A 15649-nucleotide genomic window follows, 5' to 3' on the forward strand; every position below is an offset into this window, starting at 1 on the left:
CGAAATGCGTATGCCGGTAAAACGGCCCGGGCCGCGGATAATGGCCACTTTGGCGGTGTGGGTTAAATCCGCCCCCGCCTTGGTTAAAAGCTGTTTTAATACAGGGAATAACAGCCGCTCCTGCTTGACCCCTTTGCGGCGGGACGCATACTTTTTGCCGCCCCGCTCCACCACGGCCACCAACGGGGAAGACGACGTATCCAACCCAATAATTACATCTTTGATACCCGGCATAATTCCTCCAGTAAATGTTCGCTGACGCGGCCAAACGCGGAGAGTTTAATTTCCCGCTCATCCCCGCCGCGCAGTATAAAATCCATTTCCAGCCTGTCGGCCGGCAGCATTTGGGCAATGGGGTCCGGCCATTCGGCCAAAATAATGGCGCGTTCGTCTTCCAGCATTTCTTCAAAACCCAAATTAAAAACTTCGCCCTCGCTCAAGCGGAACAAATCTATATGAAACAATTTAACGTGTTTGTTTTTGTATTCTTTCATCAGGCTGAAACTGGCGCTGACCGGGGAGCTTTTAAGCCCCAACGCCGCCGCCACGCCTTTTACAAACACCGTTTTGCCCGCGCCAATCGGCCCGCGCAAAAAAATAATTTCCCCCCCTTTTAATACTTGGGCAAACCGCCCGGCTAAGGCCGTGGTTTGCGCGCGGGAGCAGGTTAGTAGAGTTGCTGTTTTCATTAACGCACCGTTTTGATACACACCACGCGGCCGTTTATTTCCACGCGGTCTTGGTTGCCGGGGTCCGGCGTTTCTTTTCCGTCCACGGCAAACACATATTTATAATCTCCGCCCGTAAGCGCTACGGACGTTTCAAAATACCCTTTGCGGTATTTGGTTAAAGTGATGGGGTCTTTGCCCCAACGGTTAAAATCCGCCAACAGCTCCACTTTTTGCGCTTGGGGAGCCGTAATAAAAAACCGGCGGTATTTTACTTCCGTATTAAAATTATTTTTGGGCGGGCGGGTTTGCGCCAGCACGTCCTCTTTTTTAACGGGAGCCACCTGCGCGGCGCTTTCCAACGTGTTGCGGGTATAAGTATAAAAATCTTCCGCTTCCACAAAAAACCAGAATAGCGCCAGCGCCATTAAAATCAAAAAAACGGCAAATAAAACACCGGGTTTTTTGATTTCAATTTTCTTCATCTAAAAAGCTCCTTAAATAAAACTCCGCGCCCAAACTTTCCGCCAACGCCTTTACGGCCGGGGCATCGGCGCCGGTTTTATCCACACAACTGGCCACCACTTTATCAAACCCGGCCTGGCTGCAACGCAAAATAAACTCTTTCACGCCGGAAAAGCCGTCCTCATACCCGGGGGCCGGGCGCACAATTTTGCGCCAGGTGGCTTCGTCCTGCGCGTTTAGGCTTACATAAATTTTATCAATAACTCCTTTTAACAGCGGCACAATATTTTGATTATTTATCATATTGCCCAAACCGTTCGTGTTCAGGCGGATTTTGAACGGCGCAAACAACGCCTGCGCCTGCCACCCTTTTAAGGTTTTGGCAATCAGCAAAAGTTCATTCAGGCGCATGGTAGGCTCCCCATAGCCGCAAAAAACCACTTCCTGCACGGGGGCGGCTTTCATTTCCTGCTCCAGCACCTCCAGCACTTGGCGGGCGGTGGGCTCTTGCCCGTTCAAATTAAGGTTGTAGCCGTTAAATTGCATATTCCACTTGGTTTTAATGCAAAAAGCGCACAAATTGGGGCAACGGTTGGTAAGGTTGATGTATAAAGCATCTTTGAACCGATAGACGGTTTTGGGGGCTTCAAATTGTTTCACTGGGGGTACCTCTCTACCAATGGCGGAAGGGGAGGGATTCGAACCCTCGGTAAGGAAGACCCTACATCAGTTTTCAAGACTGACGCCTTAAACCACTCGGCCACCCTTCCCAAACCATTTATTATATTTTATTAATTTTTGGGCCCTTGCGCGCGTTTTACCGGATAAAAGTTAAATTTATACAATATATATATGCCTACAAATTTAATTCTATTGGGAACCGGCAACGCACTGGTGACCCGCTATTACAATACTTGCTTTGCTTTGCAAAACAACAACGAATACTTTTTGACGGACGCCGGCGGCGGAAACGGTATTCTGGCCCAGTTGGAAAAAGCCCATATTGCTATGGAAAACATCCGCGCCCTGTTCCTTACCCACGGGCATACGGACCATATTTTAGGCGTTATTTGGGTGATTCGCTTGGCGGCATCCCTGTTTGTGCGGGGCAAGCACCCCGGGCTGACGATTTACTGCCATGACGAATGTGCAGAAAAACTGCGCGCGTTCTGCCGCATGACACTCACCGCCAAACTGCAAGCCGTACTGGATAACGGCGTGCGTTTTGCCGTGCTTAAAAACGGGGATTCTTTCCAAGCGGCGGGCTTTAACTGCACCGCTTTTGATATTTATTCCACCAAAACCAAACAATTCGGCTACCGCGCCACCCTGCCGGACGGCCAAACGCTTGTTTGTTTGGGGGACGAACCTTATAACCCGCTCTGCCGGCAATACGCGCAAAATGCGGATTGGCTGATGAGCGAGGCGTTTTGCCTGTATGGGGAGTGCGAGCAGTTCAAACCTTATGAAAAGCACCACAGCACCGCGTTGGATGCGGCCCGCACGGCCCAGCAATTAAACGCCAAACACTTAATTTTGTACCACACGCAAGACAATCACCCGGCGCAACGCAAAGCCTTATACACCGCCGAGGCGCGGCAGGCGTTTTCCGGCCCGGTGTATGTGCCGGAAGACTTGGAAACTATCACGCTGTAAAGCAAAAACTCCCCTAGATTAGGCTTGGGGAGTGTGTAAATAAAGGAAGTTTATTTTTCCAAGGGAACAATTTTGTAAGAATCATTGTTCCGTTGTTGCCTCATCTGGGTGGTTTTAGCAAGCCGTTTATACCGGTTAGAATTTGGATATTTATCATGTATAGCTTCAGGAATGCGGTTTTCTATTAGAACTTGCAAGAGTTGGGCACCCGCAAGTTCATAGTTTGTTGTTTCTGTGGTTGGTTTCTCCCATTTTACCGTAGGATTTATTTGATGAACCAACTCAAAAGCCGCTTTTTGTGCCGCAATAAAACTACCGGAACCAATCATCCCAAGGTTATGCTTTTGTCCGGCCGTGTCTTCAATATCCGTCAAAACCGTAATAAAAAGCGTTTGCTTATTGGGGTTGGCAATACGGCGTGCCCAAAAATCTGCCAACGGAAGTATGTGATGCCCCTTGTCCGGCCGCGCAGACGCAATATTTACAGGCATATTGCCCGCTAACATATTTTCAACAGCACCGCCCGAATGTGCCTTGAATTTGGATAGCACTACCACTACCTCTTTATTCATAAGATTTTGTTTGTACTGCTTAAGGCTCTTTAATGCCAAACGGCAAACGGCGGACGGGTACCACGGTTGAGATTGGCATTGTTTATCCGGCATATTCTCCCGCCAATCTTCGTCATAACACAAGCACGGCCAAAAACGAAAATTATGCCAATGTGCAACCGGAGAATTTTTATCCGTATTTGCACGGTAGTGCAAATTAGAGTCCACCCCCAACACTTGAGCCAAACTTCGGGGGATATCCGGCAAAAGGGCATTAGAAGACTCTTTATCATACACGAGGATACTTTCATCCCCATTGATTAAAAAAGAATCGGCAGCATATTCATGGATATAAGGCTTGCCCGCCAACGCGGGAGCCAGCTTGCGATACAGCTTTTTAAGCCCTTTTGGTGAAATATCTTTAGTAAGATAAACGGAAGTCTTCGGTAAAATTAAATTCTCTTGCGTATTTCCTGCCCAAAGAGGCGGCATCATTAAAAGCATACCAACCAATACCGGCAATACGGTTTTAGTCATAGAAACCCTTGTCATATCTACGGCTTTTCTTACACATTCTTTAGCCACAATACTGGTGGAAAAATAGCTCTCTGCTCCTGTGTTCAATTTATCATTGTATTTCATAGCACCCTTCCTGATTCGAATTTTAATTTCTTAACAGTCCGGCGTAAAAACTTCTTTTACTCCCATAAAATTGGTCAGGCTTTCCCAATTATTTACTGCCGAATTTATCCAAAATAACGTGCAAGGCGGTTTTATTGGCCAGTTCCGTTTGCGGGCCGACGACGGCATCTTCCAAACGGCAGTTGGTCAGCTTGGCCCCGTACGCCACGGACACATAGGGCCCCAACGTGCAACCGCTTACCTGCGCGGAAGGGTCAATCCAACACGGCGGGATAATCCGGTTATTCAGCTCCGCCTGTTCCGGCACGGCGGCATGGCGCGTGAGGAGCATTTGGTTGGTTTTCAGCAAAATTTCCACCGTGCCGCAATCTAACCAATCGTTCATCGGCACCGGGGCAATAGAAACGCCTTTTTGGAGCAGTACGGAAAGGGCATCCGTCAGTTGGATTTCGTTTTTTACCGTTTTGCCGGAAGCAATAACTTCCGCCAACGCCTCAAAAAGCTGTTTGGAATCCAAAAAAGAATACGCCCCAATCAGCGCCCAATGGGACGGCGGATTATCCGGCTTTTCCACAAACCCGGTAATGCGGCCTTTTTCTATTTTAGCCACCCCAAAACGGCGCGGGTCGTCCACCTTTTTAAGCCCCACCGCGTTTTGCCCGCCAAACACCATGGGGCGCAAATCTCCATCCACAATCGTATCGCCCAGCAGGATAAAGCACGGGCCGGACACCACATCTTTAGCCAAATACACCGCGTGGCCCAAACCGCGCGGCTCCGGCTGTTCCACAAACACGGCATCCAACTGCGGGTAGCGCTGGCGGACAAACTCCACAATGGCTTCTTTGCAGTGCCCTACAATCAAAACTACGCGCCGGATTCCCAGCTCTTTCACTTGGTCCAAAATATGGCCCAAAATGGGTTTCCCCGCCACGCAAAGCATGGTTTTGGGGATATTGCGGGTAAAAGGCATTAAGCGCACTCCTTTACCTGCGGCGGGAATAATGGCGGTAAATGATTGCATTTATCTCTCCTTACCGGGCAGAACGGCCGGTTTGTTTTAATAAATTTTGGTAGTTTTCCAACTGGGGTTTATAGCGGGCCCACGCGTCCTGCGGGGTGACGTCGGAACGGTACGTCCAGTTGGTGTCGTCCACAATCCCGGGCACGTTTACGCGCTCCAAAGTGCCGGTAATATCCTGCCAGGAAAACAGCGTCAAGGCGGAGCCGGACCCCAACACCCGCGCCAAAATGGCTTTTTGGGTGTCTAACGTAAACGGCACGTTGCCGTCCGTTTTTTGGGCGGAAATCATTTCCCACATATTGGCGCGTTCCTGCGGGGGCAGAGCTTCCCACCAACCGCGCAGGGTTTGCGTGTCGTGCGTGGACGTGGTGGCTAAAGAAACCGCCGGATAACTGCGCGGTTCGCGGTAATAGCCGTTGTCTTCGCGCTCCCAACACAATACTTTATAACCGGGGATACGCAAGTCTACCAACATCCGCCGTACATAATTGGGAATAACGCCCAAATCTTCCCCCACCGGCAGACGGCCGCCGCACACGTCCAACACCATGCGTAAAAAGTGATACCCGCGGTCTATTTGGTTCTGCTCGCCCTGCACATCAAAAGCGCCTTGCTCGTCCCCGGGGGCAAAAACGTAAGTGCGGTAAAAACCCACCAAATGGTCCAGGCGGAACATATCATACAGTTCCACCGCGCGGCGGATTTTGCGTTTCCACAGGTCTAACCCGTGCGCGTGCTGATACGGCCAGTCATACGCCGGCAGGCCCCAGCGTTGCCCGCCTTTGGAAAATTGGTCTGCCGGAGCGCCGATTTCGTATTCCACCCGGTAATTTTGGCGTTCGGCCCACACTTCGGCGCTGTCTAAATTGGTGCCGAAAGGAATATCCCCAAACAGGTAAACGCCCTTTTCCTGTGCGAACGCTTTGGCGCGGCGGAGCTGTTGGTCCAGCACCCATTGAACATACGCAAAAAAGCGCACATATTCGCGGTATTGGCTTTCAAAAGCGTTTACGGCCGACGGAACGGCATTTTTCAGCTCCTCGGGCCAGGCCGTCCAACTCTGCCATTTATAAAATTCTTTCAGCGCGCGGAACAAACTGTACGGGCGGAGCCAACTGTTATTGGCGGCGCAGTACGCACTAAACGCGCGCGCACGCGGAGTATCGGCCGCTTGTTCCTGCTCCAAAAAATGTTGGTATCCCAGCCACAACGCTTTTAATTTGGCTTGTTTTACCGGGCGGATAGGCGCTTTGGAAGAATTTTTCCATTGGGCCAAATCCGCCTGTAAAGTTTTAAGATATTCCTGCGCGGCGGGGCTGGCGGAAATATCTTCCACGCGCTCTATGCAAACGTACACCGGGTCCAGCGCAAAGGCCGTCATGGCGGAATAAGGGCAGGTTTCGTTCGGGGCGGTTTCCTGCAAGGGGAGAATTTGCACAAACTTGGCCCCCAAAGAGCCTAAAAAGTCCGTCCATTCTTCCAGGCTGGCAAAATCGCCCACGCCCCAATCCGTATTCGTTTTCATGGCCGAAAGCGGCAACAACACCCCGTTAGAGCGGGCAGAAAGCAGTTCGTCTTGTATCGTTTGCATGGCAGGCCCCGGAGTTATTTTTTGGCAATCGCTTCAATTTCCACCGCGCTGCCTTTGGGCAAAGCCACTACCTGAAACGTGCTGCGGGCGGGCGGGTTTTCCTTAAAAAAAGAAGCGTAAACTTCGTTCATTTCGGCAAATTGGGTTAAATCCGTTAAAAAAACGGTGGTTTTTACTACTTGGCTTAAATTGGAGCCGGCTTCTTTAAGGATATTTTCCAAATTTTTCAAAATCAGTTCCGTTTGCACACGCACGGAGCCGTTGTAAATTTCGCCCGTGACGGGGTCAATAGGCAACACACCGGAAGTAAAAATAAAGCCGGAGTCTTCTATCGCTTGCGAATACGGCCCGATGGCTTTGGGGGAATTAGAAGAATTAATTACTTTTTTCATAAAAATAAAACCTCTCTTATAAATAAATGCGGGCAAAAAACCGCTATTAAGTATATGGTATAAAACCCCCGGCGCGCCGTCAACCCTGGGGCGCAAAAGCGGTTTTTACCCATACAAAAAAAATATTGCACACAAAAAATAAAACTGCTATAATTATTTATGTGATGGTTATGCCGGAAGTAAATAAAAAAATATTTCTTGCGCATAATAAAAATTTTTAGTACAATATTTATGTTGGGTTTAACCCGATGCAGATTAGACCCAAGAAGTTATTTGACTGTTTTTTTGCGCTCGTAGCTCAGTGGTAGAGCATCCGCCTTTTAAGCGGGGGGCCGTGAGTTCAAGTCTCACCGGGCGCACCATTTTTTTAACCTTCATCAGAAGGTTTGTAGTAAATGCCCTCTTCGTCTATCGGTTAGGACGTCGGATTTTCAATCCGAAAAGGGGAGTTCGATTCTCCCAGAGGGCGTTTTTTATTTCTTAGCCGTAGTCTTTTTACTATCCAGGGGGGGCCAAAGCCGCCCCTTTTTTGTTTTCTGTGGCAGAGGGTGCTTTAATAAGGCGCAGGGCGCTTTCACATGCGTAGGGTGCTTTCACAATGCGCTTTGTGCAAATACTAAAGCGGGGCCTTTCCATGGTGGCAGTGGGCGCGTGCCCAGCAGGTTTTTAGTCTGGGGCCAAAGCCGCCCCTTTTTTGTTTTCTGTGGCAGGAGTTGGCACCTAGCAGGTTTTTAGTCCGGGGCCGAATTTCCCCTTTTTTGTTCCCCCCGCGGGCATTTTATATAATAAGCGTATGAGATACATTCTATTTTTACTTTTCAGTTGTTTTTGCTTGAGCGCGTGTAGCTCCGTTATGCCGTACAAAGACCAAAATTTGGATTATTTGTACAGTATTCAAAAAGATTTTGCCGCCTATAAAGGCGCCGTGGTGGCCTTTAATGGGGAAGTGGCCGGCGTGCGGGAAACCGCCCAAAATATGCGCATTATTTTACGCATAGACACCCCCCTTTATTATTATGCCACCGGGAAAGGCAATAATTTATCGTACGAAATGATTTATGTGCGCTTTACAAAAGACACCGCCACCCCCACCGCCATTATACAAGGCCACAAATTAAAAGTATTGGGCCGCGTGGACGGATACGAAAAACGCCAAGACACTTACACCGGCAAAACGCTGGGGGTGGTGCGTTTAGACGCGATTGCCTTGGCGGACCGCACCACCGGGAAAGATTTTATCCGGCAGGATACGCCCTCTAACGCGCTGTACCAATCTTGGAAAGCGGGGAAACTATTTTTTGAAGAATCGGCCGAGTCCGTTTTGCGCGCGTTTCCGCCTGCTCCCACGCCGGAGCCAAAACCCAAAGCCGTAAAACCTGTTAAAAAAACGCCTAAAAAGGAAACGCCCAAACCGGCCGTTATTCCCCCCGCCGCCGGGATTGTGTTTGACGAAGAAGAACCGCCCTTTATTTTGCCGCCGGACCCCCAAGCACCGGAAGAGCCCCAAGCGCCCAACGCGGCAGAACCAACCGCGCCCGAGCCCGAAAGCCAACCGGGCAACGCGGCTTTAATGGACAATCCCGCCGAGGGAAAAGAAACCGAAGAAAAAACAACTCCAAGCACATCTGCTAATGAACAGGCAGGAAAAGCCGCGCTAAACAAAACTACCGGGGAACAAACCGCGGACAACGCTACGCCGGGAAAAACCGCTATTGAACAAACGGCAGAACAAGCCGTGCCGAGCAAAGCTAATGAGGAACAAACCGGGGAAAATGCCGCGTCCAAAGCCGACAAAGAGAAAGCGGGACAAACCGACCTAAACAAAACTGACGAGAAACAAACGGAAAAACCGACCGCGCCGGGCAAAGCCACCGGGGAACAGGCGGCAGAACAAGCCAACCTAAACAAAGCTGACGAGAAACAAACGGAAGAAAAAGCCGTAAACGCCGCCGCGCAAAAATCTGCCACGCCCCAAGCCGCCGAGGAAACCCCTTTGCAAGCGCCCGCCGCGCCACAAACAGGGGCGCAATCCACGCAAGAAACAGAGCCGCCCGCCGCGCCCGAAAAGGCCACCCCGGCACCAGAAAATACGCGCCCCCAATAAACGCAAACCAAACAAGCGGGCGCGCCTAAAAGTGGCGCGCCGCACACAAAACAAAATCCACCTTATAAAATTTTATGCCCAATCCGGCGCGGCCCCCGGTTAAAACACAAAAATTTCACGCTATACCAATTTACCCCAAATTCTGCGCGGGGTGCGTACAAATCAAATTCCACCCTACAAATTTTTACATCAACCCCTGTGCGGGGGGCTCATTAGAGCATAAAAAACCCCGCCCGAAGGCGGGGTGTAAAACTTACTCGGTTTCCTATCAATTAGTTGTTGACAGGAGCGGCGCAAGCGGAGGTAGAACCGTTGTTGCAGCAAGAAGCCGTCGGGTTATCAATACCGCAGAAGTCCGCGCACAATTCCTGACCAGCGGCGTTGGTGCCGTTGCAGGTGACGTTGTCGCCTTGATAGTAGCGTACCAAGTTATACTGGTATTGCAAATTGCCGCCAGAGTTTGCATTGGCAACGCGGGTAGCCGTAGCTCTCCCACCGTTGTTCCCACCAAAATCAGTGCCGGCCAAAACGACAGCGAAACCGTTGCCGTTAGCACCGGTGGTCGGGTTGCCTTTCGTATAATAGGTGGAACCGCTGGAATCTTTCGGAGAGACGTCCAAGCCTTTGTAGTTCGTCGTGAAGCTGTTGCGTTGCAAGAATTTGCGGCGCTGAGCTTGGGCAATGCTGCCGAGCAAGGTGTCGGCTTCCGTCATGCGGGAGCGTTCCACCGCTTTGAAGTACTGCGGCATGGCCATAGCGGCCAAAATACCAATGATTAAAACCACTACGAGCAGTTCAATCAAGGTAAAACCTTTCTTATTGTTCATAAAACCTCCTACAGTTTTATATATAATTTTGCAGCCATAGCGGCTACTTTATTAGTTTAGCAGTCAAAAAAAGCCTTGTCAAGCCCCTTGTGGACCTATTTTTTTGTGCTTCGTCTAACTACCCTAGTAAACACTATATACTGCAAAAACGGTTTACAACGCCGGAACGTCCCCGGCGGTTTCTTCCTGTGCGGCGGTGTCATCCGCGCCGCTAAGGGCGCTTTCCTGCGGCGTATTTTCCCTTTGCGCGGCGGTGTCATCCGCGCCGCTAGGGGCGCTTTCCTGCGGCGTATTTTCCCCCGGTGCAGGCTCCTGCGGCACAAAAGATTCCGCCTGCAAATACTGCTCCAGCCGTTTGCAAAAACGCTCGCCCTGCGGGGTTTGTGCCTCGCACCGGGTGGGCCCATAAGGCAACATCCGGCGCAAAACATATTCAAACCGCCCGCCCACGCGCCGCGCCGCCACAAAAGCGGTTTCCTGCGGCCCGGGTGCCGGCTCCAAGCGCACAATATAGCCTTCCGGCTCCGGCTTGCCGTGCGGCCCCATAAACGTAAAATACATTTCCGCCGGGGTGCCCTCCACCGGGCGGTATAAAACGCCCAGCGCGCGCGGCACGCTTAACAGCGGGGCCAACGCCCCCCACTCCGCCGTAAAGCGTCCGTTCATCCGGGCAAAGGCTTCCTGCGCCAGCTGTACATCCGCCAGTAAGGCATCCATATCCGCGGCGCGTTTTTTTTCGCTCTCCCAAAAATACCGCGGGAAAGCAAACGCCGCAAACGCCGCCAGTATAAGCACCAAAAGCAACATTTCTTTTACGGCAAAACCTTTTTTCATGCCCGGCCCCCAAAATGCAGGCCCGCCGAAACGCGCGGCAGGCCCGTAAAATTATTTCAGATCCAGCTTAATTTTCTGCGGAATAGGAACCATCGGGTTGGGCGGAAGGTCCGTCATTACGTCCACACCCGCATAATCCATACAAAAGTTTACGTCTTCTTCGTTCTCGCTCACCGGGATACAAAACAACTGCCCCTGCCCAAACGGACGCACCAATTTATAGGTGTATTTATCGGACCCTACCCGCTGGGCCACCGCAAAGCCGTGGTGGTAGTAATCAAACTCAAAATCTACCGCAAAGCCGTCGCCGGTGTTATCCGGCCCGGTGCCTTTGGTGTAGTAAACTTCGCTGGTGTCCTCGTTCTTAAACAAACCGTCTTTATTTTCTACCCCTATATCCAAATAACTCCATTTGTTGGTGTAGGCGTTGCGCTTGAGGAAATAGCGCTCCTGTGCCGCCACGCCCTGGGCCATCATATTGGCCGCGTCCGACATTTTGGCCCGCTCCCGCACTTTGCTGTACGTTTGCACGGCAAAGGTGGATAATACCGCCACAATAATTACTACAAAAATAAACTCCATGAGGGTAAACCCTTTTTTATTTTTCATAACTCACCTGACTTGATTAAATATTTCCTAAAAGCAACAAAAACAAGCCTAAAAACACACAGCAAAGCAGTAATTTCATCAGCCCTAAATGTTTCTTTAAGAAATTATTAAATCCTTTGGATTCATAGCCTAATATTGATAATACAAAAATTAAGACCAAAGGGAAAATAAACATTAAATTATACAACAGCAAAAACAACCACGCTTTTACGCGGAAAGCAGGGTCCTGCATGATTAAAACCACCGTGGGCAAATACACTTGCCCCGTGCATACGGCTTCCACCAAAGACACCGCAAACCCCACCGCCAGGGCCGCCAACGTCAGGCGGATGGAGCTATCGTGCTTTTCCCGCAGGAAAAAACCCATAATTTTATGGATACGCACTTTTAAGTTGGTGGGCAGCTGCAAGAGCATTTTTTCCGCTTTGCCTGTTTTTTTGTAGACCCAAAAGTCGTACAAGGCCAGTACAAAAAACAGCAAACATACCGCCGCCGTTAAAATATAAAACCCCTTTATTACATAGGCAAAGCCGCTCATGGCGTATAAAAATTTGAACAGCCCGAGCCCGATTAATACATACGCCGCAAATACCGCCGCACAATATGCCGTGCCTACTACAATAATCTCTTTGCGGGTATATTTGTAAACGGTTAAGAAAGACACAAAAAACACAATTACCGCAAACGCGCACGGGTTAATACCGTCCACCAATCCGCTGCCGATAATCGCCCACAACGTGATTTTACTGAACGCTTTTTGCGGGTCTTGCGCGTCCGTTTGAACCAGCGTAGTTTTTTCGTTTAACAGCATGGCTTTTTCAATAGCCGCGTCCGCATACGTTTTAATTTCCGTGGGGTAGCCCATTAAAAAAGTGCTTCCGATAGCCGCCGCCGGGTAGCCCATTTCCTGCACGCCGTACGCTTTGGCGGTTTCGGCAAAAATAAGGTTGTTGCCGCCTTGGCTGATGTCTAACTCTATAAAATTTACACTGTCTTTATATTGCTCTTTGAGCCCCGGCCAGTATTCCGCCTTTAACTTATTACAATGCACGCACGAGGGGCTGACAAACAACACAAAGTTGGGTTTATCTTCCGCCAGCTTTACCTCCGCTTGCGCGGCGGCCGCACCGCCTAACAAAAGAACTGCACCTAACAAAACACGCAAAATCTTTTTCATTTCACTAATTCCCTAATTTCATAAATTCGGCAATGCCGCCCAGCACCATATCTACGGACATTAAAATAAGAATCATACCCGTTAAACGCTCAATGGCCACCAGGCCGCGTTTGCCCAACAGGGTGCTGATAGGAAAGGACAACATCAAAATAACCGAGTTAATAAGCGAGGCCACCAACACCACGCCTAACGTCACCAGTTTATTGGGCGCCTGGGCGGAAAGAATCATCACCATAGAAAGCGCCGCCGGGCCCGCCACCAGCGGGATAGCCAACGGCACCACAAAGGGTTCGTCTTCTTTGGGGTCGGTTTTTACTTCGTCTTCCCCACCGAACACCAATTTAACGGAAATGATAAACAGGATAATCCCGCCCGCTACACTTAAAGAAAACGGCCGCACGCCAAACGCGCGCAAGAACCATTTACCCATAAACAAAAAGCCCACCATAATTACAAGGGCGATGCCCAGTTCGCGCAACAGAACGGTTTTGCGCCGTTCCGGCGCTACCTTTTTAAGCGCGGCAATAAACAAAGGGATATTGCCGAATCCATCCATTACCAAAGATAAGGTAATTACGGAAGAAATGAAAAAGTCCATAATAAAAATTCTCCTTGGGCCGCTAAAAGGCCCGGGCGGCGTGGATGCCGTCTATTAGATTATAGCAAAATACGCTCCCAACGGCAGGGGCTCTAACTTAATTTTAACCGTTTGTAGGCGGGGCCCCAATTTAGTACCATTTATATTATGTTAAATACCAGTAATAACAGTGTGATACAAATTGTAAAATGGTTTATGCTCGCCACCCTGATAGGGGTTGTGGTGGGCGTGTTGGATGCGGTATTCTTAAAAACATTGGATGCCGCCATCGGGGCGCGCAACAAGGTGCCGTTCTTTTATTTGGGTATGCCGTTTTTTTTATACGTCTGTATGTTGCTTTCCCGTAAGACCTTCCCCAAAGACCGCGACTATACCACCGATGCGGTTGTAAATAAAATTAATAACTATGGGCCTATTTCGTTCCTGTCTATTACCAAAGGGTTCTTTTTATCCATTTTAACCATGGTGACGGGCGGCTCCGCCGGTAAAGAGGCCCCCTGCGCGGATGTGGGCGCCGGGGTAAGCTCCATTTTGGCCCGCCTAATGCGTATGGACGCCCACCACCAACGCCAAATGATGATTTGCGGCGTAAGCGCCGGGTTTGCCGGGGTGTTCGGCGTGCCGATATCGGGCGCGCTGTTTGGGTTAGAAGTACTTTGGGTGGGGCATATTTTTTATGAGGTCATGTTCCCGGCATTGGTGGCCGGGATTACCGCCTTCCAAGTGACCCAATTTTTAGGGGTAAACTATATTTATCATCCGCTCCAGTTTTCGCCGGTGTTTTCGGAGCAGTTCTTCCTAAAAGTAATTATCGCGGGGATGTTTTTTGGGTTGGTTTCCATTTTGTTTATTGAAATTATGAAATTCACCCGGGTTTTATTCCGCTATTTAACACGGCGCTTGGGCACTTTTTGCACTTGTGCGTTGGGCGGCGTACTGCTAATTACCATTGGGTATGTGTGTTCCCCCTTGTATTTGGGGTTAGGCATGGCGGGCATTGATAACGTGCTGGCCGGGGCCGCCCCGCAAAGCCCGTTTGGGTTTTTGTATAAAATTGTGACGACCTCCATTACGTTTGCCGCCGGAGGGGTGGGCGGTGTGGTGACGCCGATTTTCTTTATCGGGGCGCAAGCGGGCGGTATGCTGGCTAACTTTTTGGGGGTGGATACGGCCACGTTGGCGGCCCTCGGATTGGTGGCGGTGCTGGCGGGCACGGCCAATACGCCGCTTTCAGCCAGCATTATGGCGATTGAGCTTTTCGGCGCGGAAATTGCCCCCTATGCCACCATTGCCTGCGTGATTAGCTTTTTGGTGACCGGGCAGCAGAGCATTTACCCCAGCCAGCAAATTTCTTGGGATAGCGGAAAATCTACGGACGAGCCCGCGCCAACCACGCATTTTAGGCGCCGGAAAAGTGACCACAAAGAGCGTATACCCCAACGCAAAACCTTGCTGAAAAAGGCGCTCAAAGAAATGGTAAAACACTTAATTCCTACCACCAAAGATTTAGACGATAAAAAATAAAAGTACCCCAAGGCTTTCCAACCTTGGGGTTTTTGATGTTTGGTAAATAAAATTTTGGGCCGGCGGAAATGGGGACGAAAGAAAAGTGCCGCACCCGCGCTTGCCAGTTTACTAATTAGCAAACCCCAACGACTTACAAAGCCCACTAATGTGGCTTTCGCAAGTGGTTTTGCCGGGGCTGTCCGAACGGTCTAGCCAAATAGCATACATGGATGTCCAAGTGGGGGACCAGGCACTAGGGCTCTGATTTTTACCATGATTGGGGACCCCATGTGTATCATAAAAAACCAAATTGGCGGTTGGCCCCGCAAACATATCCACCGCAAACTTATCACACCACAACATATAGCGGCCTGTCCCCTCTGTACAGCCGGGGTATTCCACATCCAACTGGTTCCAAAACTCCGGATAATCCCCATTAGCCATATAATAGGTTTCCATGGCATCTTTTAATGTTTTGCCCGCCGTAATTAACTGCGTATAGCGGCTTTTGGCGACGGCTTTTTCGTATTGCGGCAAAGCCACGCCTGCCAAAATGCCGATGATAAGTACGACGACCAATAACTCAATCAGCGTAAAGCCGCCTAAACGGCCGAATTTTGCGTTTTTCATAAAAAACCTCATTTTTTGATAAATTTTATTTATACATAAAATTTATCAAAAAAAAAACAAAACAACCCTTTTCAAAAACGGCAGGCAAAGCCCCCATATTTTAAGGATATTTTTTAACTTTCATCTTTCCCGCGGACATTTAATTTTAAGTAGTTTTTACTTATTTTATGTTTTTGGGGATGAGCCGATTAGTTAATTGGTGGATGTTTTTGCGCTTTTTCCGCTAGTTTTTGCCGTTGTTGTTTTCGCACCCCTTTGAAGCCGTCTATAAAATTTATTTTTAACGGAGTTATAAAGGCATTTTACTTGTCCGACCGTAGGGAGTTGTAAAATGCCCGGATAAAAATAAATTTTATGGCTTCCCGGGGTGCTAGC

General features: G+C 49.7%; 17 protein-coding genes, 3 tRNA genes and 1 pseudogene. 5 read left to right on the forward strand and 16 right to left on the reverse strand.

Features of this window, described 5'->3' with window-relative positions:
* From ACQY18_RS04545 to ACQY18_RS04565, 5 genes and pseudogenes are all read right to left on the reverse strand, one after another.
* Nucleotides 1–234 (reverse strand): annotated as a pseudogene (locus tag ACQY18_RS04545) (tRNA (adenosine(37)-N6)-threonylcarbamoyltransferase complex dimerization subunit type 1 TsaB); the annotation flags it as partial.
* The gene (gene tsaE / locus ACQY18_RS04550) at nucleotides 213–689 is read right to left on the reverse strand and encodes a tRNA (adenosine(37)-N6)-threonylcarbamoyltransferase complex ATPase subunit type 1 TsaE (RefSeq protein ID WP_176777157.1); all 477 of its coding nucleotides are present in this window, start codon (nucleotides 687–689) and stop codon (nucleotides 213–215) included. The pseudogene ACQY18_RS04545 and the gene tsaE, both read right to left, overlap by 22 nt.
* Nucleotides 689–1153: a hypothetical protein gene (locus tag ACQY18_RS04555; RefSeq protein WP_176777156.1), complete on the reverse strand. Its 465-nt coding sequence runs from the start codon at nucleotides 1151–1153 to the stop codon at nucleotides 689–691. Before ACQY18_RS04555 ends, tsaE begins: the two co-directional genes overlap by 1 nt.
* Nucleotides 1140–1793, reverse strand: a complete 654-nt coding sequence (locus ACQY18_RS04560; RefSeq protein WP_176777155.1) for a TatD family nuclease-associated radical SAM protein — start codon at nucleotides 1791–1793, stop codon at nucleotides 1140–1142. Before ACQY18_RS04560 ends, ACQY18_RS04555 begins: the two co-directional genes overlap by 14 nt.
* 20 nt (nucleotides 1794–1813) lie before the next feature.
* Nucleotides 1814–1903: transfer RNA gene (locus ACQY18_RS04565), tRNA-Ser, on the reverse strand.
* A gap of 82 nt (nucleotides 1904–1985) precedes the next feature.
* Between ACQY18_RS04565 and ACQY18_RS04570 the strand changes: the two genes are divergently transcribed.
* Nucleotides 1986–2789, forward strand: a complete 804-nt coding sequence (locus tag ACQY18_RS04570) for an MBL fold metallo-hydrolase (RefSeq protein ID WP_428039009.1) — start codon at nucleotides 1986–1988, stop codon at nucleotides 2787–2789.
* 50 nt (nucleotides 2790–2839) lie between these two features.
* On the opposite strand, the gene ACQY18_RS04575 is transcribed toward ACQY18_RS04570, so the two are convergent.
* The 4 genes from ACQY18_RS04575 to ACQY18_RS04590 all read right to left on the reverse strand — a co-directional run bounded on the left by ACQY18_RS04575 (nucleotide 2840) and on the right by ACQY18_RS04590 (nucleotide 6989).
* Nucleotides 2840–3982: a hypothetical protein gene (locus tag ACQY18_RS04575; RefSeq protein ID WP_428039010.1), complete on the reverse strand. Its 1143-nt coding sequence runs from the start codon at nucleotides 3980–3982 to the stop codon at nucleotides 2840–2842.
* A gap of 88 nt (nucleotides 3983–4070) precedes the next feature.
* Nucleotides 4071–5006 carry a sugar phosphate nucleotidyltransferase gene (locus tag ACQY18_RS04580; protein WP_428039011.1) on the reverse strand — a complete coding sequence of 312 codons (936 nt, stop codon included), beginning with the start codon at nucleotides 5004–5006 and terminating at the stop codon, nucleotides 4071–4073.
* A 10-nt stretch (nucleotides 5007–5016) separates the two neighbouring features.
* A complete protein-coding gene (gene malQ, locus ACQY18_RS04585; RefSeq protein WP_428039012.1) occupies nucleotides 5017–6597 on the reverse strand; it encodes a 4-alpha-glucanotransferase in 1581 nt (526 codons plus the stop codon).
* A 14-nt stretch (nucleotides 6598–6611) separates the two neighbouring features.
* Nucleotides 6612–6989 carry a Rid family detoxifying hydrolase gene (locus ACQY18_RS04590; protein ID WP_176777150.1) on the reverse strand — a complete coding sequence of 126 codons (378 nt, stop codon included), beginning with the start codon at nucleotides 6987–6989 and terminating at the stop codon, nucleotides 6612–6614.
* 287 nt (nucleotides 6990–7276) lie between these two features.
* Here ACQY18_RS04590 and ACQY18_RS04595 point away from each other — a divergent pair.
* The 3 genes from ACQY18_RS04595 (at nucleotide 7277) to ACQY18_RS04605 (ending at nucleotide 9093) form a co-directional block, all read left to right on the forward strand.
* Nucleotides 7277–7351, forward strand: a tRNA-Lys gene (locus tag ACQY18_RS04595).
* A gap of 35 nt (nucleotides 7352–7386) precedes the next feature.
* Nucleotides 7387–7458 (forward strand) — tRNA-Glu (locus ACQY18_RS04600).
* Between the two features lie 324 nt (nucleotides 7459–7782).
* Nucleotides 7783–9093: a hypothetical protein gene (locus tag ACQY18_RS04605; RefSeq protein WP_428039013.1), complete on the forward strand. Its 1311-nt coding sequence runs from the start codon at nucleotides 7783–7785 to the stop codon at nucleotides 9091–9093.
* Nucleotides 9094–9365: 272 nt separating this feature from the next.
* Here the strand turns inward: ACQY18_RS04605 and ACQY18_RS04610 are convergent, their stop codons facing one another.
* The 5 genes from ACQY18_RS04610 to ACQY18_RS04630 form a co-directional block, all read right to left on the reverse strand.
* Nucleotides 9366–9920, reverse strand: coding sequence for a type IV pilin protein (locus tag ACQY18_RS04610; RefSeq protein WP_428039014.1), 555 nt, complete (start codon nucleotides 9918–9920; stop codon nucleotides 9366–9368).
* A 153-nt stretch (nucleotides 9921–10073) separates the two neighbouring features.
* Nucleotides 10074–10754 (reverse strand): hypothetical protein, encoded by a 681-nt coding sequence (locus ACQY18_RS04615; RefSeq protein ID WP_428039015.1) that lies wholly within the window; start codon nucleotides 10752–10754, stop codon nucleotides 10074–10076.
* Between the two features lie 51 nt (nucleotides 10755–10805).
* Entirely contained in the window at nucleotides 10806–11363 is a 558-nt protein-coding gene (locus ACQY18_RS04620) for a type IV pilin protein (protein WP_428039016.1), read from the reverse strand.
* 16 nt (nucleotides 11364–11379) lie between these two features.
* Nucleotides 11380–12540: a hypothetical protein gene (locus tag ACQY18_RS04625; protein WP_428039017.1), complete on the reverse strand. Its 1161-nt coding sequence runs from the start codon at nucleotides 12538–12540 to the stop codon at nucleotides 11380–11382.
* Nucleotides 12541–12544: 4 nt separating this feature from the next.
* Entirely contained in the window at nucleotides 12545–13138 is a 594-nt protein-coding gene (locus tag ACQY18_RS04630; protein ID WP_428039018.1) for a MarC family protein, read from the reverse strand.
* Between the two features lie 147 nt (nucleotides 13139–13285).
* On the opposite strand from ACQY18_RS04630, the gene ACQY18_RS04635 reads away from it, so the two are divergent.
* Nucleotides 13286–14662, forward strand: a complete 1377-nt coding sequence (locus ACQY18_RS04635) for a chloride channel protein (protein WP_428039019.1) — start codon at nucleotides 13286–13288, stop codon at nucleotides 14660–14662.
* Between the two features lie 111 nt (nucleotides 14663–14773).
* Here ACQY18_RS04635 and ACQY18_RS04640 read toward each other — a convergent pair whose 3' ends face one another.
* The gene (locus ACQY18_RS04640) at nucleotides 14774–15274 is read right to left on the reverse strand and encodes a type IV pilin protein (protein WP_428039020.1); all 501 of its coding nucleotides are present in this window, start codon (nucleotides 15272–15274) and stop codon (nucleotides 14774–14776) included.
* 192 nt (nucleotides 15275–15466) lie between these two features.
* On the reverse strand, nucleotides 15467–15649 hold a 183-nt coding region (locus tag ACQY18_RS04645; RefSeq protein WP_428039021.1), incomplete at its 5' end, for a hypothetical protein.

Source organism: Candidatus Avelusimicrobium faecicola, from assembly GCA_900540405.1.
In the GTDB taxonomy this organism is placed as follows: domain Bacteria; phylum Elusimicrobiota; class Elusimicrobia; order Elusimicrobiales; family Elusimicrobiaceae; genus Avelusimicrobium; species Avelusimicrobium faecicola.